Origin of the sequence: Mesosutterella multiformis (assembly GCF_003402575.1) — a bacterium.
Taxonomy (GTDB): domain Bacteria; phylum Pseudomonadota; class Gammaproteobacteria; order Burkholderiales; family Burkholderiaceae_F; genus Mesosutterella; species Mesosutterella multiformis.
The window spans coordinates 112,530-137,239 of record NZ_BGZJ01000001.1 but is presented as its reverse complement, the minus strand read 5'-3'; the positions used below and the strand labels follow the sequence as shown (position 1 = coordinate 137,239).

At 58.4% G+C, this 24,710-nt stretch carries 22 protein-coding genes; 14 read left to right on the top strand and 8 right to left on the bottom strand.

From position 1 onward, the window contains the following. Both M4NBBH2_RS00605 and M4NBBH2_RS00600 read right to left on the bottom strand, forming a co-directional pair. On the bottom strand, positions 1-984 hold the full coding sequence (locus M4NBBH2_RS00605; protein WP_022443593.1) for a homoserine kinase: 984 nt from the start codon (positions 982-984) through the stop codon (positions 1-3). Positions 985-1,008: 24 nt separating this feature from the next. Continuing rightward, positions 1,009-1,401, bottom strand: a complete 393-nt coding sequence (locus M4NBBH2_RS00600) for a hypothetical protein (RefSeq protein WP_116269292.1) — start codon at positions 1,399-1,401, stop codon at positions 1,009-1,011. A 224-nt stretch (positions 1,402-1,625) separates the two neighbouring features. Between M4NBBH2_RS00600 and polA the strand changes: the two genes are divergently transcribed. From polA to M4NBBH2_RS00580, 4 genes are all read left to right on the top strand, one after another. After that, a complete protein-coding gene (gene polA, locus M4NBBH2_RS00595) occupies positions 1,626-4,439 on the top strand; it encodes a DNA polymerase I (RefSeq protein WP_116269291.1) in 2,814 nt (937 codons plus the stop codon). A gap of 397 nt (positions 4,440-4,836) precedes the next feature. After that, on the top strand, positions 4,837-5,082 hold the full coding sequence (locus M4NBBH2_RS00590) for a chaperone NapD (RefSeq protein WP_022443590.1): 246 nt from the start codon (positions 4,837-4,839) through the stop codon (positions 5,080-5,082). 156 nt (positions 5,083-5,238) lie between these two features. Further along, entirely contained in the window at positions 5,239-7,980 is a 2,742-nt protein-coding gene (napA, locus tag M4NBBH2_RS00585) for a nitrate reductase catalytic subunit NapA (RefSeq protein WP_116269290.1), read from the top strand. A gap of 74 nt (positions 7,981-8,054) precedes the next feature. Continuing rightward, positions 8,055-8,402: a nitrate reductase cytochrome c-type subunit gene (locus M4NBBH2_RS00580; protein ID WP_049687206.1), complete on the top strand. Its 348-nt coding sequence runs from the start codon at positions 8,055-8,057 to the stop codon at positions 8,400-8,402. 108 nt (positions 8,403-8,510) lie between these two features. On the opposite strand, the gene M4NBBH2_RS00575 is transcribed toward M4NBBH2_RS00580, so the two are convergent. The 3 genes from M4NBBH2_RS00575 to M4NBBH2_RS00565 all read right to left on the bottom strand — a co-directional run bounded on the left by M4NBBH2_RS00575 (position 8,511) and on the right by M4NBBH2_RS00565 (position 10,846). Next, positions 8,511-8,936: an META domain-containing protein gene (locus M4NBBH2_RS00575; protein ID WP_116269289.1), complete on the bottom strand. Its 426-nt coding sequence runs from the start codon at positions 8,934-8,936 to the stop codon at positions 8,511-8,513. 74 nt (positions 8,937-9,010) lie between these two features. Continuing rightward, entirely contained in the window at positions 9,011-9,880 is an 870-nt protein-coding gene (locus M4NBBH2_RS00570; RefSeq protein ID WP_116269288.1) for a DMT family transporter, read from the bottom strand. Positions 9,881-9,967: 87 nt separating this feature from the next. Further along, positions 9,968-10,846, bottom strand: coding sequence for a DMT family transporter (locus M4NBBH2_RS00565; RefSeq protein ID WP_049687204.1), 879 nt, complete (start codon positions 10,844-10,846; stop codon positions 9,968-9,970). 215 nt (positions 10,847-11,061) lie between these two features. On the opposite strand from M4NBBH2_RS00565, the gene M4NBBH2_RS00560 reads away from it, so the two are divergent. From M4NBBH2_RS00560 to trhA, 5 genes are all read left to right on the top strand, one after another. Next, complete coding sequence (locus M4NBBH2_RS00560; RefSeq protein ID WP_116269287.1) at positions 11,062-11,391, top strand: exodeoxyribonuclease VII small subunit; 330 nt, start codon at positions 11,062-11,064, stop codon at positions 11,389-11,391. 25 nt (positions 11,392-11,416) lie between these two features. Further along, entirely contained in the window at positions 11,417-12,343 is a 927-nt protein-coding gene (locus M4NBBH2_RS00555; RefSeq protein ID WP_238691358.1) for a polyprenyl synthetase family protein, read from the top strand. After that, entirely contained in the window at positions 12,343-14,289 is a 1,947-nt protein-coding gene (dxs, locus tag M4NBBH2_RS00550) for a 1-deoxy-D-xylulose-5-phosphate synthase (RefSeq protein ID WP_116269286.1), read from the top strand. Before M4NBBH2_RS00555 ends, dxs begins: the two co-directional genes overlap by 1 nt. A 115-nt stretch (positions 14,290-14,404) precedes the next feature. Next, positions 14,405-15,418: a UDP-N-acetylmuramate dehydrogenase gene (gene murB / locus M4NBBH2_RS00545; protein WP_116269285.1), complete on the top strand. Its 1,014-nt coding sequence runs from the start codon at positions 14,405-14,407 to the stop codon at positions 15,416-15,418. Between the two features lie 187 nt (positions 15,419-15,605). Next, positions 15,606-16,271 carry a PAQR family membrane homeostasis protein TrhA gene (gene trhA, locus M4NBBH2_RS00540; RefSeq protein ID WP_116269284.1) on the top strand — a complete coding sequence of 222 codons (666 nt, stop codon included), beginning with the start codon at positions 15,606-15,608 and terminating at the stop codon, positions 16,269-16,271. Between the two features lie 86 nt (positions 16,272-16,357). On the opposite strand, the gene M4NBBH2_RS00535 is transcribed toward trhA, so the two are convergent. After that, positions 16,358-17,521, bottom strand: a complete 1,164-nt coding sequence (locus M4NBBH2_RS00535) for a metallophosphoesterase (RefSeq protein WP_116269283.1) — start codon at positions 17,519-17,521, stop codon at positions 16,358-16,360. A 188-nt stretch (positions 17,522-17,709) separates the two neighbouring features. Next, entirely contained in the window at positions 17,710-17,973 is a 264-nt protein-coding gene (gene rpsT, locus M4NBBH2_RS00530) for a 30S ribosomal protein S20 (RefSeq protein ID WP_022443578.1), read from the bottom strand. 231 nt (positions 17,974-18,204) lie between these two features. Between rpsT and murJ the strand changes: the two genes are divergently transcribed. Next, positions 18,205-19,767, top strand: a complete 1,563-nt coding sequence (gene murJ / locus M4NBBH2_RS00525) for a murein biosynthesis integral membrane protein MurJ (RefSeq protein ID WP_116269282.1) — start codon at positions 18,205-18,207, stop codon at positions 19,765-19,767. An 18-nt stretch (positions 19,768-19,785) separates the two neighbouring features. Here the strand turns inward: murJ and M4NBBH2_RS00520 are convergent, their stop codons facing one another. Next, positions 19,786-20,034 carry a hypothetical protein gene (locus M4NBBH2_RS00520; RefSeq protein WP_116269281.1) on the bottom strand — a complete coding sequence of 83 codons (249 nt, stop codon included), beginning with the start codon at positions 20,032-20,034 and terminating at the stop codon, positions 19,786-19,788. 175 nt (positions 20,035-20,209) lie between these two features. Here M4NBBH2_RS00520 and aroC point away from each other — a divergent pair, with 175 nt between their 5' ends. From aroC to leuB, 4 genes are all read left to right on the top strand, one after another. After that, positions 20,210-21,301: a chorismate synthase gene (aroC, locus tag M4NBBH2_RS00515; protein ID WP_116269280.1), complete on the top strand. Its 1,092-nt coding sequence runs from the start codon at positions 20,210-20,212 to the stop codon at positions 21,299-21,301. A gap of 130 nt (positions 21,302-21,431) precedes the next feature. Then, positions 21,432-22,859 (top strand): 3-isopropylmalate dehydratase large subunit, encoded by a 1,428-nt coding sequence (gene leuC, locus M4NBBH2_RS00510; protein WP_022443574.1) that lies wholly within the window; start codon positions 21,432-21,434, stop codon positions 22,857-22,859. 22 nt (positions 22,860-22,881) lie between these two features. Next, complete coding sequence (leuD, locus tag M4NBBH2_RS00505; RefSeq protein ID WP_022443573.1) at positions 22,882-23,544, top strand: 3-isopropylmalate dehydratase small subunit; 663 nt, start codon at positions 22,882-22,884, stop codon at positions 23,542-23,544. A gap of 50 nt (positions 23,545-23,594) precedes the next feature. Beyond that, positions 23,595-24,671: a 3-isopropylmalate dehydrogenase gene (gene leuB / locus M4NBBH2_RS00500; protein WP_022443572.1), complete on the top strand. Its 1,077-nt coding sequence runs from the start codon at positions 23,595-23,597 to the stop codon at positions 24,669-24,671. Positions 24,672-24,710 lie beyond the last annotated feature (39 nt).

Sequence of the window (24,710 nt, the reverse complement as noted above, 5' to 3'; positions counted from 1 at the left end):
TCAGTCGGTCGAGGCTTCAGGCCAGTAAAGATCACAGACCTGGCGGTTCACGAGAATACGGCGGAACTCTTCCGGGTCGTGAGGCTTCAGAAGCGCGGCGTCCCGCGGTTCATAGAAGTCAGAAAGACGGCTCACCCAGAAGCGGAATGCCGCGGCGCAGAGCACCCCGCGCCACATCTGCTTTTCGAGTCCCGAGAGCGGACGCACGAAGGCGTACGCGTCGAGAAACGCCTTTTCGCGTTCCGGAATGAATTCCCCGGTCTTCATATCGGTGCACCAGTCATTCATCGTGACCGCGAGGTCATAAATGAAGGGGACACAGCCCGCGAAGAAGAAATCGAAAACCCCGGTAACGCGCTCGTGCCCGGTACCGATATCGGAGACTTTCGCGTTATTGCGGAAGAGGTCTGAGTGACAGGCTCCGGCGGGAAGCGCTTTCCAAGCTTCTCCTCCCTGAAGGGCGATCTGAGCCTGAAGCTCGTGGGCGAGCCCGCTTCGGATGTCGGCCGGCACAATGGGAAGAATTCTCGGGATGGTTTCTATCCACCAGGCAAGACCCCGTGGGTTCTCCTGCCAGAGCTTGAAGTCCTGAACCGCGAGATGCATGCGGGCAAGCGTTTCACCCATCGAGGCACAGGTCGGAGCCGTGACTTCCCGGCCGTCTTCTCCCGGCAGGCGGTTCGTGAGAATAGCGGGCTTTCCGTCATAGTGATCGAAAAGGTCGCCGTTCTTCGTCCGGAGAGGGCGCGCGACCGCGCAGCCTTTTTCACCAAGGTGCTCCATCAGCGAGAGATAGAAGGGAAGAGTCTTATCCGTGAGCTTCTCAAAAATCGTCAGCACCCAGCGGCCGGTGTCTGTATCCACGAAGTAATTCGTGTTTTCGATGCCGGACGCAATCGGTGTGATCGAGCGGAAGGCTCCGGCCGGCCAGCGCGAAATAAAGTCTTTCGCGGAAATTTCAGGAACGGTAGTAAATACAGCCATGATGTCTGTCCGTGAAAGAGGGGGCTACCAGCCGAAATGAATCTGACGGGTCGTGCCGGTGGTGCTCTTCGGGTTGCCGCCCGGCGTGTCGTCAGCGGGGCGCTCTGAACGGTTCTCAATCGTATACGGGATATGAGTGGAACCCGGAGTCACGATGTACTCGACCACACGGTTATTCTGATCGCGCACCTGCTGAATCGTAGTGTTTTTGGCAGGCGGTTCAGGAGCCTTGCCAGCCTCGCGCTCAGCGCGGGCCTTTTCCATATCCGCTTTCGTCGGAAGCAGGGGGTTAGCGTCCTCGGGATTCGCGGTTTTGGCCGCGGCATCCGCGGAGGGGGCGGGAGTGGCCGGAGCCGCGATCGCCGGAAGAGCGATAGCGGCGGATGCGATAACCGCAAGGGCAAATTGTTTAAGCATGAAATCCCTCCTTGGGGTTTGAAATGCACCGGGGGCCCAATGGGGAACTCGGCTGTTCGTGCGCCGCATAGTGCGCGGCTTTTAGGATTATTGTGCCATGCTCCACGGGGGATGACAGAGCCGGATGGCCTTTTTCGTGGCTAAGCAATGCAGAAAACGGGAAACCCGTTTAGAGTTGTTCCCGGACGCCATCTTCAGGGCATCCCGTTTCACAGGAACAGACCATGTCACAGACGCTGCTATTAATAGACGGATCGAATTACCTTTTCCGGGCGTTTCACGCGCTGCCCGATCTCAGAACGAGTGCCGGAGAGCCGACAGGGGCGATCAAGGGTTTCGTCTCAATGCTGGGAGCCGTTCGGGCAATCGTGAAGCCGGACTTCGGCGTCTGTGTTTTTGACGCGAAGGGGAAGACGTTCCGATCTGACATCTACCCGGAGTACAAAGCGAACCGTCCGCCGATGCCGGATGATCTCGCGAGCCAGATCCGTCCGATTCAGGAGTTTGTCGTGGCGATGGGCTGGAAGCTCATCGTTCAGGAAGGCGTTGAGGCAGATGATGTAATCGGAACCCTTGCCACCCGGGCGAAGGCCCGCGGCATCAAGAGCTTTATCGCGACCGGAGACAAGGATCTCAATCAGCTCGTTGAGGACGGCGAAATCGTGACGATCAATACGATGAGTCACGAGGTGCTCGATGAAGCGGGCGTCACCGCGAAATTCGGCGTTCCCCCTTCCCGGATCATTGATTACCTCGCGCTCATGGGAGACAAGGTCGATAACGTTCCCGGGATCAATAAGTGCGGTCCGAAGACCGCGGCAAAGTGGATCTCTGAGTACGGGAGTCTTGATGGTGTCCGCGAGCACGCCTCTGAAGTGAAGGGGAAGATCGGCGAATACCTGCGTGAGGGACTTCCGTTCCTTGATAAAGCGCGCGATCTCGTCACAATCCGTACCGCGGTTGAAATTCCGGAAGTGAAGACAGAAGCGGATCTCGTGATCCGGGATCCGGATGAGGAGACGCTTGAGGCGCTCTATCGCCGCTGGGAAATGAAGACAGGCGGAAGCCGCGCGAAGAAGCAGCTCGCCCGGGCTGTGAAGAAGCCGGGCGAAGAGGGGCCGCAGCCCGGGGCTCAGATGGATCTCTTCGCGGCGCTTCCTCCGAAGGTGGATTCAGATCTGATGCCGCTCACGCCGACGTCCGCTGAGGACCCGGTTGCCTATAAGCTGATTGTGGATGAGCCGACACTCGGAGAAGCGCTTGAATCGCTCTCCGCCGCGGAGAGTTCGGTGATCCCCGCGGGGATGCAGATTTTTACGGACAGCACGGAACCGCTCCGCGCCCGTCTGACGGGACTCGCGATCAGCGCGGGCCCCGTGGGGAGCTGGTATGTGCCGCTGACAGGCGAGTCCGGAATCCGGACTCCTGAGCAGCAGACGGTGATCGAGGGGCTGAAGCCCTGGCTCGAGGGAAAGGCGAGGAAAGTCGCGCACAGCGCCAAATTCGTGCTTCACGTGATGGCGAATGAAGGGATCCGTCTTCTCGCGCCAGGGGCCGGCAGGCTCGATGACACGAGGCTTGAAGACTACGTGCTTGAATCGCATAACCGCCATGAGCTTGAGCGTCTGAGCCTTCGCTGGCTGCACCGCGATATTCCGGGAACTGAAGAAGTTTTCGGAAAAGGCGCGTCGAAAAAGGCGACTCACGAGGTGGAACCCGAAAAGGCCGCCCGGTGTGGTGTCGAGCAGGCTGCGGCAATCCGGACGCTTCATGCCCGCTTCACGATGAAGCTCGCGGAAGACCCGGGGCAGAAGCTTACGAGCATTTATGAGGAGATCGAACTTCCGACCGAGCGTGTGCTCTTCCGTATGGAGCGGACCGGAACGCTGATCGATACAGAGCTGCTCCACCGTCAGAGCAAGGCGCTGGGGAAAGAGATTGAGAAGCTTGAAGAGAAAGCCTGGAGTGAGGCGGGAGAAAAATTTAATCTCGGGTCGCCTAAGCAGCTCTCTCACATCCTTTTCGAGAAGCTTGCGATTCCGGCAGGCAAGAAAACGGCTTCGGGCGGCTATTCAACGGGTGAGGATGTGCTATCCGAACTTGCGCTCACTTATCCGCTTCCGAAGACGATTCTTGAGTACCGAGCTCTCAGCAAACTGAAGAGCACCTACACCGATAAGCTCCCGAAGATGGTGTTCGAGGGAGACGGCCGGGTGCACACGACGTTCGGACAGGCTACCGCGGTGACCGGGCGTCTGGCATCTTCGGACCCAAATCTGCAGAACATCCCGGTCCGGACTGAGGAAGGGCGCAAGGTGCGCGAGGCTTTCATCGCTCCGAGGGGCTGCAAAATCATTTCGGCTGACTATTCCCAGATCGAGCTTCGGATCATGGCGCATATTTCCGAAGATCCCGGGCTGATTTCGGCTTTCCGGCACGGGATGGATGTGCACCGCGCCACGGCTTCAGAAGTTTTCGGTGTCGCGCCGGACGCTGTGACGCCGGATCAGCGCCGGATGGCGAAGGTGATCAATTTCGGCCTGATCTACGGGATGAGCGCGTTCGGCCTCGCGCAGAATCTCGGTGTCAGCCGGGGCGAGGCCGCGGGCTATATCGATCAGTATTTCACGCGTTACCCGAAGGTGCGTGAGTATATGGAAAAGACCCGGAAGCTCGCGCATGAACGCGGATACGTGGAAACGGCTTTTGGGCGGCGTCTCTGGCTGCCGGATATCACGAGCTCACGGGCCGCGGTCCGGGCCGGCGCGGAACGCCAGGCCATTAACGCCCCGATGCAGGGGACGGCCGCCGATCTGATCAAAATGGCGATGGTGGCGGTTGAGAAGTGGCTTGAAACCTCAGGGCTTAAGAGCCGCATGGTGCTTCAGGTGCATGATGAACTCGTCCTTGAAGTGCCGGAGGATGAAGTGGAGACCGTGAAAGAGAAGCTTCCCGAAATCATGGACGGAGTTGCAACACTTCGTGTCCCCCTCATTGCGTCGGTCGGCGTAGGTGAGAATTGGGAGGCGGCTCATTAGACCGGACAGGTCTGGGGAAAGGAGTCCTTCGGGACTCCTTTTTTATTAACGCTATGAATAAATTGAATAAAGAAACGTATAAGACTTTAATCCCAAAACCTAACTGTGATAGCTATATAGGGTAGAAAGTATCAATTTCGATACGCTTCAGTGAAATCCCCGAGAGACTACTCAGGGAGTAATACTGTCTTTAAAATACAGTTTTCATAAACCTACCGTAGGGAGTCTGTTTAGGACTGCCGGCTTAAGTCCGCAGCGCTAAGGAAGCTCCTCACTACGGGGTAGAGCTCGGACAAGGGCTCTGTCAGGAGAGTTTCCCTGTGGCAGCGCCTCGGTTTCTCACGAGGAATAAAGGCTGCCGGATGTGTTCATCTCACACGAAGGAAACAAAAGAAAGATGTTTTATTCAGGCGTACTCGTCACGGCAAATCCGGGAGAACTGGAGAAAGCCGTGCAAAGCGTGGAAGGGAAGGGTCTCGAGATTTATCACCGTGATCCTGACGCCGAACGCTTTATTGCCGTGATTGAAGGTGAAACGATTCAGAGCGAGGCGGATCTCTTCAAGGATTTGATCACGCTTCCCGGCATCCAGAATGTCTCTCTGGTCGCGAACCTGGAAGATACGGAAGAAGAACAGCAGTAATTTACAAAGCAGTATTTAAAGCAGTTTTATCAACGGCTGAAACCCGGGGAAATAGGAGTTCGGGAGACTCCTGCAGCATTCTCTGGCGGACGCCACCCGACAGAAAGCGGCACACACTTAATAAGCCGCTCTGCGGGGTATAAAGAGGAGAAGCAAATGGAGAACCAGAACCCGGTTTCTGCGGTCCGCGTGAGCCGTCGCCGTCTGATGAAGGCTGGCGTCGCTGCTTCCGCAGCCAAGATCGCAGGCATTCCGATCACTGTTATTGCCGCGAATGAAGCCGCTGCCGCTGAGCAGGGCATCAAGTGGACGAAGGGCGTGTGCCGTTTCTGCGGCACGGGCTGCGGCCTCCTGGTCGGTACGAAGAACGGCAAGATTGTGGCCACGAAGGGTGATCCGGACTGCGAAGTGAATCGCGGTCTCACCTGCATGAAGGGCTACTACAACTCTGAGATTATCTACGGCAAGGACCGTCTCACGCAGCCCCTGATGCGCCGTACGAACGGCAAGTTCGATAAGAACGGCAAGTTTGAGCCTGTGTCCTGGAAGGAAGCGTTTGACGAGCTCGAGAAGCACTGGCGCAAGGCCTATCAGGAACTCGGCCCGACCGGCGTCGGCATTTTCGGTTCCGGTCAGTACACGATTCCGGAAGGCGTCGCCGTTGTGAAACTTCTGAAGGCTGGCTTCCGCTCGAATAACATCGACCCGAACGCCCGTCTGTGCATGGCTTCCGCCGTGGTCGGTATGTATCAGACCTTCGGTGTTGACGAGCCGTCCGCCTGCTATCACGATCTGGAAATCACGCAGAACCTGGTCCTCTGGGGCAACAACCCCGCGGAAGCCCACCCGGTGCTCTGGAACCGCATCGTTGCCGCGAAGCGCGCGAACCCGGGTTACAAGATCTTCAATATCCAGACCCATCCGACGCTCTCCTCCCGTTTTGCTGACGTCGATATCATCTTCAAGCCGAACACGGACCTCGCGATCGCGAACTACATTCTTCGCGAAATCATGCACCGCGGCTGCTACGACAAGGACTTCATCGAGAAGCACTGCATCTTCGCGACCGGTCCGTATGACATCGGTTACGGCATGCGTCCGACCGAGAAGTTTGCCTATCCGGCTGAGCGTGATACCCAGGCGAAGCAGGTGAAGAAGGTCCTCTCTGAGGATGAAGCTATCGCCCAGCGCAAGGCTCCGGGTGAAGCGGTTGAGCAGAAGAATGCGGGCGGCCCCGCCGGCAATCACTGGCAGATCACGATCGAAGACTTCAAGAAGGGTGTTGAACCCTATACGCTTGAATTCGTTTCCCGCGTCGCGAAGGGCAATCCTGACGAGTCCACTTCTGACTTCGCGAAGAAGCTGAAGATGCTCGCTGACGTTTACTGCGACAAGGCGAACCGTGTGCTGTCGACTGGCTGCATGGGCACGAACCAGCACCAGCGCGGCTCGTGGATCAATGAGCAGCTCTACGCGATTCACCTCCTGATGGGCAAGCAGGCGAAGCCGGGCAGCAGCATGTTCTCGCTCACCGGTCAGCCTTCTGCCTGCGGTACCTGCCGTGAAGTCGGCACGTTCTCTCACCGTCTGCCGTCTGACATGCTGGTCGCGAATCCCGCGCACCGCGCCAAGGCTGAAAAGATCTGGGGTCTGCCTGAAGGCACGCTGAATGGCCAGGTGGGCTTCGACGCGATGAAGATGGTCCGCGGTCTTGAAGACGGCTCGATGCGCGTCCTCTGGACGCAGGTCGTGAACATCTTCCAGTCCCTCCCGAATGCCACGCACTGGCTGAAGGCTGCCCGTAAGCCCGAGAACTTCATCGTGGTGGCGGATGCCTACCCGACGTTCTCCGCTAAGAACGCGGCTGACCTTATCCTGCCGGCTGCGATGATCTTCGAAAAGTGGGGCGCTTACGGCAACGGCGAACGCCGTACGAATGGCTGGTCTCAGATGGTGCAGGCTCCGGGCGAAGCCAAGTCTGACGTCTGGATGATGCTGGAATTCGCGAAGCGCTTCAAGGTGAAGGAATGCTGGTGCGAGCAGAAGCTGCCGGGCGGCAAGACCCTCCCGAATGTGCTCGACAAGGCAAAGGCGATGGGTATCGACCCCGAGGCCTCGCTCTACGATGTGGTCTTCCACAATGCCTTCGCGAAGAAGGTTGCCTGGCCGGATCCGCTCTATAAGGGTGTTCACTGCGGCACGGCTGAGGATCTCGGTGACGGCTGGTTCCCGGAAAAGGCTCTGTACGAGGAGTACTGGCAGTTCACTCAGGGCGCTCACCAGATCGCTCACTTCGATGAAGTGGTGAAGGGACACGGCATTGTCTGGCCCTACATCAACGGCAAGAGCATTTCTTACCGCTTCAACGGCATGTATGACCCGTTCTGCAACGGCGCGGACTTCCTCTTCTACGGCCCGCTGATGAAGGCGATTCCTTCCGGCAACCTCGACGCTGTGACGGATAAGACTCCGAAGCCGCTGCCTGGCAAGGCGAAGATCTTCTTCCGTCCGTATGCTGAAGCGGTTGAAGTGCCGGATTCGCACTACGACCTCTGGTTTGATACGGGCCGCTTCATGGAGCATTGGCACACCGGTTCGATGACCGGCCGTGTCGCGGCGCTCCATAAGGCCCTGCCGGAAGGCATGCTCTACATGAACGCGGCTGACGCCAAGGCCCGCGGCATTGCGGACGGCGATCGCATCAAGATCACGAGCCGCCGCGCCACGGTGTTCGCGAAGGCCTGCATCGGCGGCCGTATGCCGGTTACCCGCGGTATCACGTTCGCTGCGTTCTTTGACGAGAACGTTCAGATGAACCAGCTCTGCCTCGACGCGACCTGCCCGCTCTCTCTTGAACCGGATTACAAGAAGTGCGCAATCCGTGTTGAGAAGGCCTGATATCTAACCGTAACCAGCTTCCGGTTCTCCGCCGCCAGTCGGCGGGATCCGGAGGCGGAAAAGAGGAATTAATCATGATGAAAAAAGCTCTTAAGGCTGCGGTTCTGAGCGGTATTGCAGCTATGTTCAGTGTGGCGCTCGCCGGCAACGCGGCCGCTGCCCAGACTCAGACGGCGGCTTCCGCCGGTCCCGTGAATGTCCTGATCAAGCATGACACGAAGGGCATGGAAATCACGAAGGACAAGAACATGTGCGTGATGTGCCACGCCGACGACTACGGTCGTATCGGCAAGGCAAAGAAGGGTGAGGAAGGCACTGAAATGCCGGCCAACCACTGGGTGAAGGGCAAAGACGGCAAGATGACCGTTGCCCCCCAGCGCTGGAACTGCACGATCTGCCACAGCCCGGCGAACAATAACTAATTGCTCGCTTGCGGGAAGAGGCGGTTTTCCGCCTCTTCGCTGAAAAAAAGAATCCTGGAACTTAAAAAATTCCAGGATTTTTTATTGCTTCAAAGCGGGAGCGAGGTCTCAGTCGCAGGCGCCGGCGACTGACGGCACGATGCGAAGCAGAGTCTTCCCTTCGGCATTGATAAGAAGAAGTCCCTTGCCATCCTTCTTCACAGTCTTCACGCCCTTCAGGGCCGTGGTGAAGGCGGCCTCAGGTTCGAGGAACGCTTTCGCGCAGCGGCGGTCCGTGGTCGGCTGATAGTTCACGGAAAGCGAGTCGCCATCCGCCTTCCAGCTTCCTTTGAAGTCATTGCAGCCCGCGTTTCCGGCAATTGAGCCGTCTTTCCTGAACTGAATCTCAGGCGGCACCTCGCAGCTTGAGCCCTTCGGAAGCTCCATCATCCAGCTCGTGCCGGCAAGAGACGCGGCGGCGCCAGGGGCAGCAAAAGCAGTGGTCGAGATCATGGCGGCAATGGCCGCGGCAAAAATCGAACGGCGAAGAGTCATGGCGTTCCGGGTATCCTTCTGGAAAAAGTTACTGATCGGTAAAGGATAGCGCGGGAAGTCCCCGCGCGAGATCCTTAGCCGTGCTTTGCCTGATTTTTCTTGATAAAAAGTGTTGCTACGATGCCGGCCGCGATAATGATCGCGATACCGACGCCCGCGTCAAGCGAAATCCGGTCACCGAAGAAGAAGTAACCGAAGATCGTTGCGAAAATAATCGCGGAGTACTGAAGGACAGACGACACGAGAATGTTCTTCACGCCGTAGGCCTGCGTCATGCAGAGCTGAGCGATGGTGGCCGAGATACCCATGCCGGTGAGCGGGAGGAGGCTCTGCATATTGATGGCGGAGAAGCTCCCGTGCGCGATGAGGTGACCGATAAAGCCCCAGAGCGTGCCGAACGACGTGTAGTAGAACACGATTCGCCAGGTCGGCTCGTGAAGCTTCGCGAGTTCCCGGATCTGAAGTCCCACAAAGGCAGCGAGGAATCCGGAGCAGAGGCCGATCAGAGCCGGTTTGATCTGTCCGGTTTCAACAGTCGGATGCAGCATCAGGACGACACCGGCGAACCCTGCAATGGTCGCGATGATCAGCCCCCAGGGAATTTTCGCGTGCCGTCTCAGCACCATCACAAATACGAAGAGCGCCATGAAGATCGGGTTCGTGTAGTTCAGCGTGAGACCTGTAGCGAGCGGCAGAAACCCCATCGAATAGAACCAGATCGTCATCGAGAAGGTGCCGATGAAGCTTCGCTTGAAGTGACCGAAAATATAAGGCGTCCGGATTGTGCGGTGAGTGGCGAAGATCCACCCTCCAATCAGAATCACACCGAAAAGCGACCGGTAACCGACGAGTTCAAAGAATGAAAAGTGGCTTGCCCCCATTTTCACAAAGGCAGCCATAAGGGCGAAGAAGAACGACGCCCCGAGCATCCAGAATGATCGCATGCGAAGCTCCGCGGCAGGCGGGTGAAGAATTTAATCAATGAAGGCGCACATTTTAGCGCCGCGCGTGCATGGCCCGCCGCATCCTCTCTACTTGTGATCGATGGCTTTCATGTGGCTCTTCGTGAGGAGTGTCGCTGCGGAGCCAGCGGCGATGATGACCGCGATGCCAAGAATCGCGACTGGCGGAATCGACTCCCCGAAGAACACCGCGCTGATTACGGCAGAGAAAGCAATCGCCGAGAACTGAAGCACAGAGGTAAGGAGAAGATTCCCGGCGCCGAACGCCCGCGTAAGGCAGAGCTGCGCAAATAGCCCGAAGAGCCCGGTACCGGCGAGCGCCGCGATACCACGGAAAGAGGGCACAACCGAAATGCCGCCCGGCTCAAAGAACGAGCCAAGGAGCCCAAAGAGGGAACCGAAAAACGTGAAGTAGAAAACAATCCTCCAGACCGGTTCGTGCAGTTTATTCAGATCCCGGACCTGCAGATACGCCCAGGTTGAAAGGATGCCGCAGGCAAGACCGATCAGAGCGATATGCTCCTGTCCCGCAGAGACAGTGGGCCGAAGTACCATCAGAATGCCGACAAACCCGACAGCAATCGCGGCGATCAGGCTCCAGGCGACCGGGAGCTTCTTTTTATAGGAGACCGCGACGACGAAAAGCGCCATGAAGAGCGGGCTTGTGTAGTTCAGTGTCATGCCGGTTTCAAGCGGCAGCTTGCCCAGCGTCCAGAACCATAAAGCGAGGTTCCCGATACCGATGAAACAGCGCTTGAAGTGTCCCCAGAGGTAATGCGTCCGGATTTCCCGTCTCGTCGCGATGATCCAGGCGGCAATCGCGATGCAGCCAATCGCGGAACGGTAGAAGACAAGCGTGAAAGTTCCGTAGTCTGCGGCACCCCACTTGGTACAGGCGGCCATAAGGGCGAAGAAAAGCGACGCGAGAAGCATCCAGAGAGACTGCATGGGGAAAACCTTTGAAAACCGGAAACAGCCGCCGCCGGCGGCAAAGATTTTTACATTTTAGCGATGCCGGTCAGGTGAGAATAGCTGCGATCCTTCAGGATACCGATTTCACATAGTGTCCCGGAGCGCATTGGCTCCGGAAAGCGTGTTGCATACCCATCAAGCCCGGTAAAATACCCCCATGGTGAATTCTTTTTGGTTTGAGGATTGTGCGGATGTCGGTTAAGGCGCAGAAGGACCCGGAGAAGCTCTCGTATGAAGAAGCGATGAGCGAACTTGAATCGCTAGTCGGCCGTATGGAGCAGGGCGGACTGACACTTGAAGAGTCGGTTGAAAGCTATGCCCGCGGCATTGCGCTCACGAAGGCGTGCCGTGCCAAGCTTGACCGCGCTGAGGAACGGATCCGGAAGCTGGATGAAGAGGGAAAGCTCTCCCCTGTGAAGGCGTCAGACCTCCGGCCTGACAGCGCGTCGCGGGCTGAGCCTGCGGCCTCCGCTGCCGCCTCGCCTGCCGCTTCGGATGATTTCGGCGACGTTCCTTTCTGACGCAATGAACGCCAAGGAGAAACAGATGTCTGAAGTGTCTTTCAGGGACTGGATGAAGGAACGCCAGGCGCATTTTGAAAGTGTGGCCGAAGCGGGAATTCCGGGTTCGGATGTCTTCCCGCAGGGGCTGCATGAAGCGATGCGCTGGTCGATCCTGGAAGGAGGGAAGCGCGTCCGCCCGCTGCTTTGCTACGCGGCGTCCGCGATTACCCGCGCGAAGCCTGAGGCGGCTGACGCAGCAGCGCTTTCCCTTGAATGCATCCATTCCTATTCGCTTGTGCATGACGATCTTCCCTGCATGGATAACGATCTTCTGCGGCACGGCAAGGCATCGACCCACGCGAAGTTTGGTTTTGCCGAAGCGGTGCTCGCGGGTGACGCTCTTCAGGCAGAGGCGTTCCGGGTGATCGCGGACGCTCCGGTTGAGCCGCGGTCAGCAGTGCGCCTTACGCGGATTCTCGCGGAGGCGGCCGGATCCCGCGGCATGTGCGGCGGTCAGGCGTACGATCTGTCGCTTACCGGAAGCCGGAATGCCGCGATCGCGATTGAGGATCTGCGGCGGCTTCACGCGATGAAGACCGGTGCTCTGATCCGGGCCGCGGTTCTGATGGGCGCGGTGTCGGGAGACATCCCTGAAACGGATGAGCGGAAGCTTCTCGACTCGCTCTCAGATTTTGGGCGTGCAATCGGACTCGCGTTCCAGGTGGTGGATGATGTGCTTGATGTGACAGGCAGCGCGGAGACTCTTGGAAAAACCGCCGGAAAGGATGAAGCAGAAGAGAAGCCCACCTATGTGTCGCTTCTTGGACTTGAGGGGGCCAGAAGCCTTGCCCAGCAGAGCTGCAGCGAAGCGCTTGCGGCTCTGGATCAGATTGAATCACTGCCGGGTTATGCCGGCTCGACGAAGCGGCTCGCGGAAATCGCGGGCTATGTTGTCAATCGGGACCGCTGATGAGTACAGACCTGAAAGAAAAGAAAACTGAGACGGCAGGCGAAATCAACGCCCGGGACGCTTACCCCTACCGTTTCCTCGGGGCGATCAATTCCCCGGAGGATCTGCGGAAGCTTTCCAGCGCGGATCTGCCCCTGCTCGCGGCTGAGCTCCGTCACTTCATTGTGAACTCAGTCTCGCAGACGGGCGGTCACCTGGCGTCGAGTCTCGGCGCGGTGGAGCTTGCCGTGGCGCTTCACTATGTCTTCAATACCCCGGATGATCCGATCGTCTGGGATGTGGGGCATCAGGCTTACGCTCATAAGATCCTCACAGGGCGGCGCGAAGCGATGGCGACGCTCCGGCAGACGGGCGGCATTTCGGGGTTCCCGAAGCGCTCCGAAAGCCCGTATGACGCCTTTGGCACAGGGCACGCGTCTACCTCGGTGTCCGCGGCGCTTGGCATGGCGGTCGCGTCTTATCTGCAGGGTGCTACCGAACGGTGGCATGTCGCTGTGATTGGCGACGGGGCGCTCACCGGCGGCATGGCGATTGAAGCCCTGAATGACGCCGGGTCCTGGAAGGATCAGATCCGTCTCCTCATTATTCTGAACGACAACAATTACTCGATCTCAGCCCCGGTCGGAGCGCTTTCAAAGAACCTGACGAAGCTCGTTTCAACTCCTGCGTTCCTTGGAGCGCGGGAGCGGTCGAAGCAGGTGCTGTCGCATCTTCCGAGTCTCTGGGAATTCGCGAAACGCTTTGAGAAGCAGGCGATGAATTTTGTGTCGCCTCCTTCCTCCCTCTTCTCCACGTTCGACCTCAATTATTTCGGGCCGATCGATGGAAACGATATTTCGTACCTGGTCCGCGTGCTTCAGAATCTGAAGACACAGCGGGGCCCGATTGTGCTCCACGTGGTGACGAAGAAGGGGAAGGGGTACGAGCTTGCGGAAGCGGATCCTACGACGTACCACGGCGTGAGCCACTTTGATCCTGAGGCCGGCGTGCAGGCGAAGAAGAGTTCGGCTCCGACGTTCTCCAACGTGTTCGGCCGCTGGATCTGTGATACCGCGGAGAAGGATCCGAGAGCGTACGCGATCACCCCTGCCATGACGGAAGGCTCTGACCTGGACGAGTTTGCGAAGCGTTTCCCGAAGCGGTTCCGGGATGTGGCGATCGCGGAACAGCATTCCGTGACTTACGCCGCGGGTCTTGCCTGCGGCGGCATGAAGCCCGTGGTCGCGATCTATTCCACCTTTGCCCAGCGTGCCTATGACCAGATTGAGCACGATGTGGCGCTTCAGCACCTGCCGGTGGTTTTCGCGGTGGACCGCGGCGGCATCGTTGGCGCGGATGGTCCGACTCATCACGGGCTCTTTGATATTGCCTGCTTCAGGCAGTTCCCCGGTTTCACGGTGTTTACGCCGTCAGACGAAAACGAGTGCCGGCTCGCGCTGAATACCGCGTATAGCCTCGACACACCGACCGCCGTCCGATACCCCCGCGGGAAGGGGCCCGGAACTCCGGTGACAGCGGTGAACGGCGAGACGATCCCGATCGGGAAGAGTGTTGAGGCGGTGAGACTCCCGGATGATGTCCCTGAGGGACAGCAGGTCATTTTCCTCGCGTTCGGCGCGATGACCTGGCGGCTCATGGACGCGGTGAAGCAGCTGCGTGCGGGGCTGATCGATATGCGGTTCGCGAAGCCGCTTGACCGTGAGGCGATTCTTGACGCTGCACGGCGCGCGGATCTTCTTGTGACCGCTGAAGAGGGTGTGATTGAAGGCGGCGCGGGGGACGGCGTTCTTGAAGTGCTGGCGGAGGCTGATGCCGAAGTGCCGGTGCTGCAGCTCGGAGTCCCGGATCGGTTCCTTCCGCACGGCTCGATTGATGCGCTTTTCAGACTGTGCGGCCTCGATACCGACTCAGTGGTGCGGCGGGTGACCGAACGGCTCAGGAAATAGGCAGGATAGGGGAAGAGATGCTCCGCGGAACCTCTCCCTCTTCCGGCAAACTGCGTTATAAAGAACTTTTCCCGGGGCTCTGCCCCGGATTTTCATTCTTTCAGAAGATTTGACCATGCGTGTGGAACACCAGATTTCTCTTTCTCCCTTCACTACCTTCGGAGTCGAAGCCCGGGCTAAACGCCTGGTGAGACTTGAGTCCCGTGAGGATCTTGAAGCGCTGCGGACAGTGAGAGAGAAGGATGAACCGCTCCTCATTATCGGGGCCGGGTCAAATATTCTGTTCACGAAAGATTTCGATGGGCTCGTGGCCCTGAACCGTATAACGGGGGTTGAGGAACTCCCGCGGGGTGACGCCGGTGAGTATCGCTTCAGAGCGGGGTCTGGTGAAAACTGGAGTCCGCTTGTGAGCCGGATGACTGAATCCGGGCACCCGGGGCTCGAGAACCTCGTGCTGATTCCGGGGTCAGTCGGCGGCGCTGCGGTGCAGAATATCGGGGCCTATGGGATTGAAGCCGCGGAGCGGATTGATGCGGTGGAGATTTTTGATCTTGAAAGCGGTGAATTCCGGACGCTTTCCACGGAAGAGTGTGACTTCGGTTACCGGAGCTCAGTGTTTAAGAGTGAGGAAGGAAAGAACTGGGTGATCGTCTCCGTGACGTTCCGGCTTCCGAATGAAAAGGACTGGACCCCGGTGACGGGCTATAAGGGGCTTTCCGCCGCGCTTGAAGGAAAGGAAGTGACGCCGCGCTCAGTGCTCGTCGCGGTCGAAGCGCTTCGCCGCTCGAAGCTCCCTGACCCGAAGGAATTCGGGAACGCCGGCTCATTCTTTAAGAACCCGGTTGTGCCTGAGCTGCAGGCGAGGGCGCTGCTTGAAGATTATCCGCAGCTCGTTGCTTACCCTCTGGGGGGACGGCGGACAAAGCTCGCGGCCGGGTGGCTCATTGATGCCGCCGGATTCCGAGGCCGTGTTCTGGGGAACGCCGCGGTCTGGGATCGACAGGCGCTGGTACTCGTGAATCGGGGAGGGGCGACCGGGAAAGAAGTGAAGGCGCTCTGCGACGAAGTGATCCATGCGGTGAATGCGAAGTTCGGAATCGAGCTCACCCCGGAAGTGGAGATCCTGTGACGAAACATTGCCGCAGGAGCTTCTGGCAACATTCCGTTATAGATCATCGGGTTTTTACCTAAAAAGCGGGGGCTTTTCCCGCGGTCATCCCGTCCAGAATGAAACACGTCGGACGGCGATTCATGTTCCGGTTCTGAAGAAAAATCAGAGCCATGCCATCCGGCTTTCCAATAGGAAATCAATATAGATGGCTGATCAGACTGCTAGCTACAGCCTCGGCGAAGAGATCGCGAACAGTGTGACGCACGGTGTCGCCGCGATCTTCTCCGTGGTTGGGCTGATTCTCATGGTGACGCTTGCCGCGCTCCGCAGCCAGTCTGCGGTTGCGGTAACGGCGGTGGCAATTTTCGGGGCTTCGATGATTGTGCTGTACACGGCATCGACCCTTTATCACGCAATTACGAACCGAAAAGCGAAAAAGATCCTTCAGGTCTTTGATCACTCATCGATCTATCTTCTGATTGCGGGGAGCTATACGCCGTTCTGCCTGATTACGCTTCAGGGGACGCTCGGCTGGACGCTCTGCATTGCGGAGTGGGTGCTCGCGGCCGTTGGTATTCTCCTGCAGCCGATTCTCATGAAGCGGGGAAACTTTATCAACTGCCTGATCTATCTCGCGATGGGGTGGCTCGTGCTTCTCGTGATCAAGCCGCTTGTTGCGGCTCTTCCCGCGGGCGGTCTCTGGCTTCTCGTGGCGGGCGGCCTCGCGTATTCAGTCGGCGTTTTCTTTTACGTGATGAACCGGATCCCGTTTAATCACGCGATCTGGCACGTCTTCGTTTTTGCCGGCACACTGCTGCAGTTCCTGTCGGTGTTCTTTTACGTGCTTCCGGCGTCATTCGCGGCGGCGTAGAAAGCAATCGAAAGACAAAGAATAACAATAATGCCGGTGTTCCTTAAAAAGAACGCCGGCATTTTTCGTTGGAACGCCCAGCAGCCTCAGTGCGTCTTTTCGGGGCTGTGGAGCGTGAGAAGCGTGATTTCAGTCGGCGCTCCGATGCGGGTCGGTGTGCCGCTCCAGGAGCCGATGCCAGGCGACACATAGAACGGGATATTCCCGACGTGGTAAAGCCCCCGGACGTAGCCGTGGTTCTGGAGCCAGACAGACGGATACATGATGAAGATCTGACCGCCATGCGTGTGGCCCGCGAGCAGGAGATCAAGCCCCCAGCGCGGATCAGCCCATTTGGCGGCGTCTTCCGGCCGGTGGATCAGTCCGATACGAAGCGCGTTGCTCGCGTCAGCGCCAAACGTCGCCTTTTCAATATCAGGTCCCGGGTATCCGTACTGGATACCGGAGCGGTCCGTCATGCCGACCACCGTGATGACATCGTCACCCTTACGGAATTCGACATGTCCGTTTTCGAGGAATGGAACGCCGATCGATTTGTAGTAGTGGCGCCAGGCCGTGTAATCCACATAGTAATCGTGGTTCCCCGGAATCATCACGACCCCGATCTTCGCCTTCAGATCGTGAAGGAACGGCATGATGGCGCGGCGTGACTGCGGCGTGCCGTCCGCGATGTCGCCCGTAATGAAGATGAAGTCAGGATTCTGGGCATTCACCTTCTTCACGAGATCCGTAAACCGCTCTTTTTCGTAAAGCGGGGAAACGTGAATATCGGTGAGCTGCACAATTTTCAGGCCATCGAGATCGGCAGGGAGCCGGGGTACGGTGACGGCAACATTTTTCACCGGAGGATCCGTCTTCACGTTCCATCCGCCCCAGACCGCTAACACCGCGCAGAGCGCGAGAAGTCCTCCATAGAGCTTAAGCGGCATTCGGATTCCGCAGCGCCGCCCGCGGAAAAGCCGTGTGATGATGAAGGAAATCAGCCAGATGACATCCAGAATCAGCAGGAAAACAGAAAAAAATGCCGCTGTGCTGAAAAAGACCCCGATCACTGAGAGAGCTTCATGTGCGTTCGGCCACGGGTGCGTGACCCCAAGCATCATGAGGTAGGGGTAGAGTCCCATCGACAGCGCGATGAGAACCGCGAGAAAGATCCGCAGCCCCGGATTCTTTCCGCGAAGAATCTGATACGCCCGGATCTCGAGATACAGCGCTATGAGAGACAGGGCGACATAGTAAAAAGGTGTCATAACTTCAATTCTCAATCCTGTTTCTTTTCATGATAATGTCGTGAGACGAAAAAGGTAATGAGAATCGGGTTCCACTACGCCTGCCGGCTGCGATTCATCTTTACTGAATACAAAAAAAAGCGCACTGAAATCAGTGCGCTTTTTTTCCGGCGGGAAGGAGACCAGTGCTCCTTCCGGATCGGACGCTATTAGGCCATCGCCTTGATAGCGGCAGACAGACGGCTCTTCTGACGGGCAGCGGCGTTCTTGTGGAGAACGTGGCGGCAGGAGAGACGGTCGAGGATGCCGGAGGTCTTCTTGAATTCTTCAGCAGCAGCGGCCTTGTTGCCAGCGGCGACGAGCTTCTCGACAGCCTTGATGGCGGTGCGATAACGGGTGCGCTGAGCGGTGAGGCGGAGGTTGTGCTCGATGTCCTGACGAACGCGCTTGCGAGCCTGCTTGGTATTTGCCATTTTGAATTTCCTTTTCGAAGTTGCCCGGCGGAATCTCGATCCCGGTGGGGCTTATGTTTAAAGTCTGCCATGCGGCAGAAACGCAAAATATAGCAGAAAAAGACTTTTTGTTCAATAAGAAGGGAGTTATCCGCGTAAAAGCGCTAAACTCACCCTTTCTTTTCCGGAAACACCTGTCTTGCCGACGGCCCGGATGCCGTCAGTCGGGACAATGCCGCTGTCTTTTCACTCATGAATCTATTCCGAGCCGCTGCCTCAATTTCGCTTCTTACGCTCGTCTCCCGCATTACGGGCGTCGTGCGCGATATGCTGATCGCCCGATTCTTCGGCGCGTCCGTTCAGACTGACGCGTTTTACGTGGCCTTCAGGCTCCCGAATCTGCTCAGGCGGCTGTTTGCGGAAGGGGCGTTTCAGCAGGCTTTCGTCCCGATGGTGGCTTCTGTCCGCCAGACGGAGGGCGAAGAGCGGACGAAGCGCTTCGTGGATCATGTGTTCTCGATTCTGGCCCCGGTTGTCATTCTGGTGAGTATCCTCGGCGTTCTGATCGCGCCGGTGCTGGTCTGGCTGATCGCGGCAGGGTTCCGTTCGGATCCGGAGGAATTTTCTCTCGCCACGTCGCTCACCCGGTGGATGTTCCCCTATATCGCGTTTATGAGCCTGGTTGCCATGAGCGCCGCGGTGCTGAACACCTATAAGAGTTTCCGGATCCCGGCGGTCACCCCGGTGCTCCTTAATCTCTCCTTCATCGCCTGCTCGCTCCTTCTCGCGCCCCACATGTCGCAGCCAATCTACGCACTGGTGATCGCGGTGATTCTCGGCGGTATCGCGCAGCTCGCGTTTCAGCTTCCGGCGCTGAAGAAGATCGGCATGATTCCATCCTTCACCGGATTCAGAACCGCGCTCGCTGATTCTTCAGTGATCATGACCATGAAGCAGATGGTGCCGGCGCTGTTCGGCGTTGCCGTGGCGCAGCTTTCCATTCTGATCAACACAAATATCGCGTCGCATCTTGAGCGCGGCGCGGTCACATGGCTTAACTACGCGGACCGTCTGATGGAATTTCCGACGGCGCTTCTCGGGGTCGCGGTGGGCACGGTGCTTCTCCCGTCACTCTCAGCCGCTCACGCCGCAGGGAATGAGGATCGTTATAACGAACTCCTTGACCATGGCCTGCGGCTCATCGTGCTCCTTGGCATTCCGGCCGCGATCGGGCTTTTCGCCTGCGCGGATGGGCTTGTTGCGTTCCTTTTCGGAGGACGCGCTTTTACCGGAGAGGATGTCCGGCAGACCGCTTACGGTGTAATCGGTTACTCGGTGGGGCTTCTTGGGCTTATCGCGATGAAAATCGTGGCCCCGGCGTTTTACGCGAGAAAGGATATCCGGACGCCGGTCCGGGTGGCGGCGCTGAGTCTCGTCTGCGTGCAGGTCTTCAACCTCATCACGGTGCCGCTTTTCCATCAGGCGGGACTCGCTCTTTCTGTCGGTCTCGGGAGCCTTGTGAATTCAGGAACGCTGCTCTATCTGCTTCGGAAGCGCGGCATTTACCGCCCGCTTCCCGGGTGGAAGAAGCACTTCCTCGCGATCATCTGCTCGTCATTTGTCATGCTCTGCGTGCTGCTTGGCGTGCAGTGGAATATCGACTGGTCAGCGCTTTCCGATCCCTGGATACGGCGTGCCGCGAAGGTGCTTGCGATCTGCGCGTTCGGTGCCGCGGTTTACGGCGCGGGCATGGTTTTCTTCGGATTCCGCCCGCGGGATCTTCGCCCTCCGAAAGATCGGGCGGACGAAGAATAAAGCATCAGGAGAGCTGCCTCAGAACGGCAGCTCTTTTACTGGATAGGCGACCAGTTCGTCATCCTCCATCGTGTCAAGGCCTTCCGCCCCGCATCGGGCGGTGTTCACCGCGTAGTTCAGTTTGGCGTAGGCCGCAGCGATCTCTTCCGTCAGAATTTCCTCAGCTTCTTCCGGGTGGCGGGAAAGGGAGTCGATCGCCGTATCAAGCGCGTCCCGCGTGTCTTCCAGCGTTGCAAGGAGCCAGTCAGCCTGGATCGGATCAGTCATTCGGAAAACCTCATTTTTTTAGGTGGATGATGGAATGCCTCATCATATTCGGTTTTACTGAATTCAGAAGACTCCCCAAAACCGCGGCAAATCACATACAATCAAAAGAACGCTGTACGAAAACACCGCCATTTCAGGCGGATTCAACAGAGGACATCAGTCTTTAAGGACAAGCATGCCGGGTTCTTCGATCGGACGCCTTTTCAGGGTGGAAAATTTCGGTGAAAGCCACGGGCCCGCCATCGGCTGCGTGGTGGACGGGTGCCCGGCTGGACTGATGCTGTCTGAGGCCGACATCCAGACTGAGCTCGACAGGCGCCGTCCCGGCACAAGCCGCTTTGTGACGCAGCGCCGGGAGCCTGATGCCGTGGAAATTCTTTCTGGCGTCTATGAAGGCCGTACGACCGGCACGCCAATTGCGCTCCTGATCCGCAACACCGATCAGAAGAGCCGCGACTACAGCGCCATCGCCGAAAAATTCAGACCCGGACACGCGGACTTTGGTTACTGGACGAAGTTCGGTATCCGCGACCCGAGGGGCGGCGGGCGGTCGTCTGCGCGCCTCACTGCGCCGACCGTGGCAGCCGGTGCCATTGCGAAGAAGCTTCTCCGCGAGGCTTTCGGAACCGAGATCCGCGCGTGTGTCACTCAGGTAGGACCGATCCTCTTCCCGGTGGAGAACTGGGATGCCCGGGAAAAGAATCCTTTCTTTGCCGCGACGGAGAACGGCGATCTGATTCAGGAGGCCGAAGCGCTTCTTGACGGTCTCCGCCGCGAGGGCGATTCGATCGGTTCGAAAATCCATCTTGAAATCACATCTCTCCCCGCAGGGCTTGGCGAACCGATCTATGACCGGTTTGACGCGAGACTCGCGGCCGCTCTCATGGGCCTCAACGCCGTAAAAGCGGTGTCGATCGGCGAAGGATTCAATGTCTGCTCGATGCGGGGATCCGAAAATAACGATGAGATGACTTCTGACGGATTTGCCACGAATCACGCGGGCGGCATTCTCGGCGGAATCACGACTGGCGCTCCTGTCGTTGCTGATATCGCGGTAAAGCCGACTCCCTCAATCCGCAAGACTCAGATGACCCGTGATATTCACGGGAACTTCGTTGAAGTCTCGACGACCGGACGCCATGATCCGTGCGTCGGTCTTCGCGCGTCCCCCATCGCTGAAGCGCTCGCGGCCCTCACCGCGGCGGATTTCCTGCTGCTAGCCCGCGCCTCGGGCGAACGACTAACGAAGGGCGGCTCCGCCCTATAAACCGGAGCAGGCGGCCGCAACGGCCGCTGAGAGAAACATCGGTACCCCGGCGAGAGCCACAAAAAGAATCGGCCGCAGGCCGGGGATCGCCACATCGCAATACCTATTTCTTTACGAAGGAATCACTGCTATGACAGCAAAGACCCTCTACGACAAGCTCTGGGACGAGCATGTCATCAAGTCACAGCCTGATGGAACCACGCTTCTCTATATTGACCGCCATCTCGTGCACGAAGTGACGTCGCCCCAGGCGTTTGAAGGCCTTGCCGAAATGCATCGCAAGCCCTGGCGCATGACTTCTGTCGTGGCGACAACGGACCACAACACGCCGACCACCGGCTGGGATAAGGGGCTTGACGGCATTGAGGATCCGATTTCAAAGCTTCAGGTGACGACCTTGATCGATAACCTGAAAAAGAATCCTCCGGCGGCTTTCTTCCCGTTCCTTTCCCGCCGCCAGGGCATTATTCACGTGATCGGACCGGAAGAGGGCGCGACGCTCCCGGGCATGACGATTGTCTGCGGTGACAGCCACACGTCCACGCACGGCGCTCTCGGTACGCTCGCGATGGGGATCGGAACATCGGAAGTTGAGCACGTGCTTGCCACGCAGTCGCTTCTCACGAAGAAGAATAAGAACATGCTGGTGCGGGTTGAAGGAAAGCTTCAGCCCGGCATCACCGGGAAGGACATCGCGCTTGCCTTTATCGGCCGCGTCGGTACGGCGGGCGGCACGGGCTGCACGATTGAATTCGCGGGTTCCGCGATCCGCGGCCTCTCAATGGAAGGCCGCATGACGCTCTGCAACATGGCGATTGAGGCCGGTGCCCGCTCGGGTCTTGTCGCGGTGGATGAGAAAACGCTTGAGTACATCAAGAACCGTCCGCTCGCGCCCGAGGGCGAGCTCTGGGACAAGGCGGTTGCCTACTGGAACACGCTGCATTCTGACGAAGGCGCGCATTTCGATATCGTGGTCGACATGAAGGCGGAAGAGATTGAGCCGATGGTGACCTGGGGAACGTCTCCTGAAATGGTGGCTCCGATCACGGGCGTTGTGCCGGATCCGAAGGATATGCCGGACCCCGTGCGGCGCGAAGGCTGGGAACGGGCTCTTGCCTATATCGGTCTTGAACCCGGTACTCCGATTAAGGAGATCCGTCCGGATCACGCGTTCATTGGCTCCTGCACGAATGGGCGTCTCGAAGACTTCCGGGCCGCAGCTGACATCATCCGCCGCATGGGCGGGAAGGTGTCCCCCACGATGAAGCAGGCGCTGGCGGTGCCGGGATCCGGCCTCGTGAAGGCCGCGTGTGAAGCTGAAGGGATTGATCAGGTGTTCCGCGACGCCGGCTGGGAGTGGCGGGAGCCTGGCTGCTCGATGTGCCTCGCGATGAACGCCGATAAGCTGAATCCGGGCGACCGCTGCGCGTCGACCTCAAACCGCAACTTCGAAGGCCGTCAGGGCAAGGGCAGCCGCACGCATCTGATGAGCCCCGCGATGGCGGCCGCAGCCGCAATGGCGGGTCACTTCGTCGATATTCGCGACTATCTCAAGTAATCGGGAGCGGAAAGGAAAAATCATGGAAAAATTCGTACGTCATACCGGAATCGTCTGCCCGCTCGACCGCTCAAACGTCGACACGGATGCCATTATTCCGAAGCAGTTCCTGAAGTCGATTTATAAAACCGGGTACGGTCCGAACCTCTTCGATGGCTGGCGCTACCTCGATAAGGGTGAGCCCGGCATGGATTGCTCGAAGCGCCCCCTGAATCCGGACTTTGTGCTGAATAAGCCCCAGTACCGGGATTCAACGATTCTTCTCGCGAGGAAGAATTTCGGCTGCGGCTCGTCCCGTGAGCATGCTCCCTGGGCCCTGATTCAGTACGGTTTCAAGGCGGTCATCGCGCCGTCGTTTGCGGATATCTTCTACAGCAACTCCCTGAAAAACGGGCTCGTGCTCGTGACGCTCGATGAAGCGACGATTGACCGGCTTTTTGCCGGCGCGGAAGGAACCGAGGGCTATAAGCTCACGGTGGATCTTGAGAAGAAGGTGGTGATTGAGCCCGATGGCCGTGAGACGCCTTTTGAATTCAACGAATTCCGCCGTCAGGCGATCATGAAGGGGCTCGATGATGTGGGCATCACCCTTTCCTCAAACGTTGAGGCGATCCGAGAGTTCGAAGCGAAGCGTCTCGCTGAGAAGCCCTGGCTTGTGAAGACATTCCCCGGCGGCGCGGAGTAAGGCGGCGGCCGTTTCTGTAAACCTTTTAAAGAAAAATTGAGAAGCACGTTATGACAAAGAAAATTGCAGTACTCCCGGGTGACGGCATCGGTACCGAGATTGTTGAGCAGGCGGTGAAGGTGCTGAAAGCGCTGGGCGAGGATTTTGAGTACGAGTACGCGGATGTGGGCGGTGTCGCCTACGCGAATCACGGGCATCCGCTGCCGCCTGAGACTCTGGCGCTCGCGAAGGAAGCGGACGCGGTGCTCTTCGGCGCCGTGGGTGACTTCAAGTACGACACGCTGCCGCGCGCGCTCCGCCCCGAGCAGGCGATTCTCGGTCTCCGAAAGAACCTCAACCTCTTCGCGAACCTGCGTCCCGCGGTCTGCTACCCGGAACTCGTGTCCGCGTCGACGCTTCGCCCGGAAGTGGTGTCGGGTCTTGATCTTGTGATTGTCCGTGAACTCACCGGTGACGTTTACTTCGGTACGCCGCGCGGCCGCCGTGAGGCGCCGGACGGCCCCTTCAAGGGCGCTGAGGAAGGTTTCGACACGATGCGTTACTCCCGCCCCGAAGTGGAGCGGATCGCGCACGTCGGTTTCCGCACCGCCATGCAGCGCCGTAAGCACCTGACCTGCGTGGATAAGAGCAACGTGCTTGAGACTTCTCAGCTCTGGCGCGAAGTGGTGACGGAAGTCTCGAAGCAGTACCCTGAGGTGAAGCTTGATTACCTCTACGTCGATAACGCCGCGATGCAGCTCGTCCGCGCGCCGACTGAGCTTGACGTGGTGCTCACCGGAAACCTCTTCGGCGACATCCTCTCTGACGAAGCCGCGATGCTTACGGGGTCCATCGGTATGCTCGCCTCCGCGTCTCTGAACGAGAAGGGCACCGGGCTTTTTGAGCCCTCTCACGGGTCGGCCCCGGATATTGCCGGGAAGAATATCGCGAACCCGATCGCCACTGTGGAATCCGCCGCCATGATGATCCGCTATGCCTTCCACATGGATGAGCAGGCTGACCGGATTGAGGCCGCGATCCGCAAGGTGCTTTCTGACGGTATCCGCACCGGTGACATCTGGAGCGAAGGATGCGAGAAGGTTTCCTGCTCCGGGATGGGGGATGCGATCCGCGCCGCGCTTCGCTGATATCCGCATTACTTCTCGCTAACCCGACTCCCCCTGCAA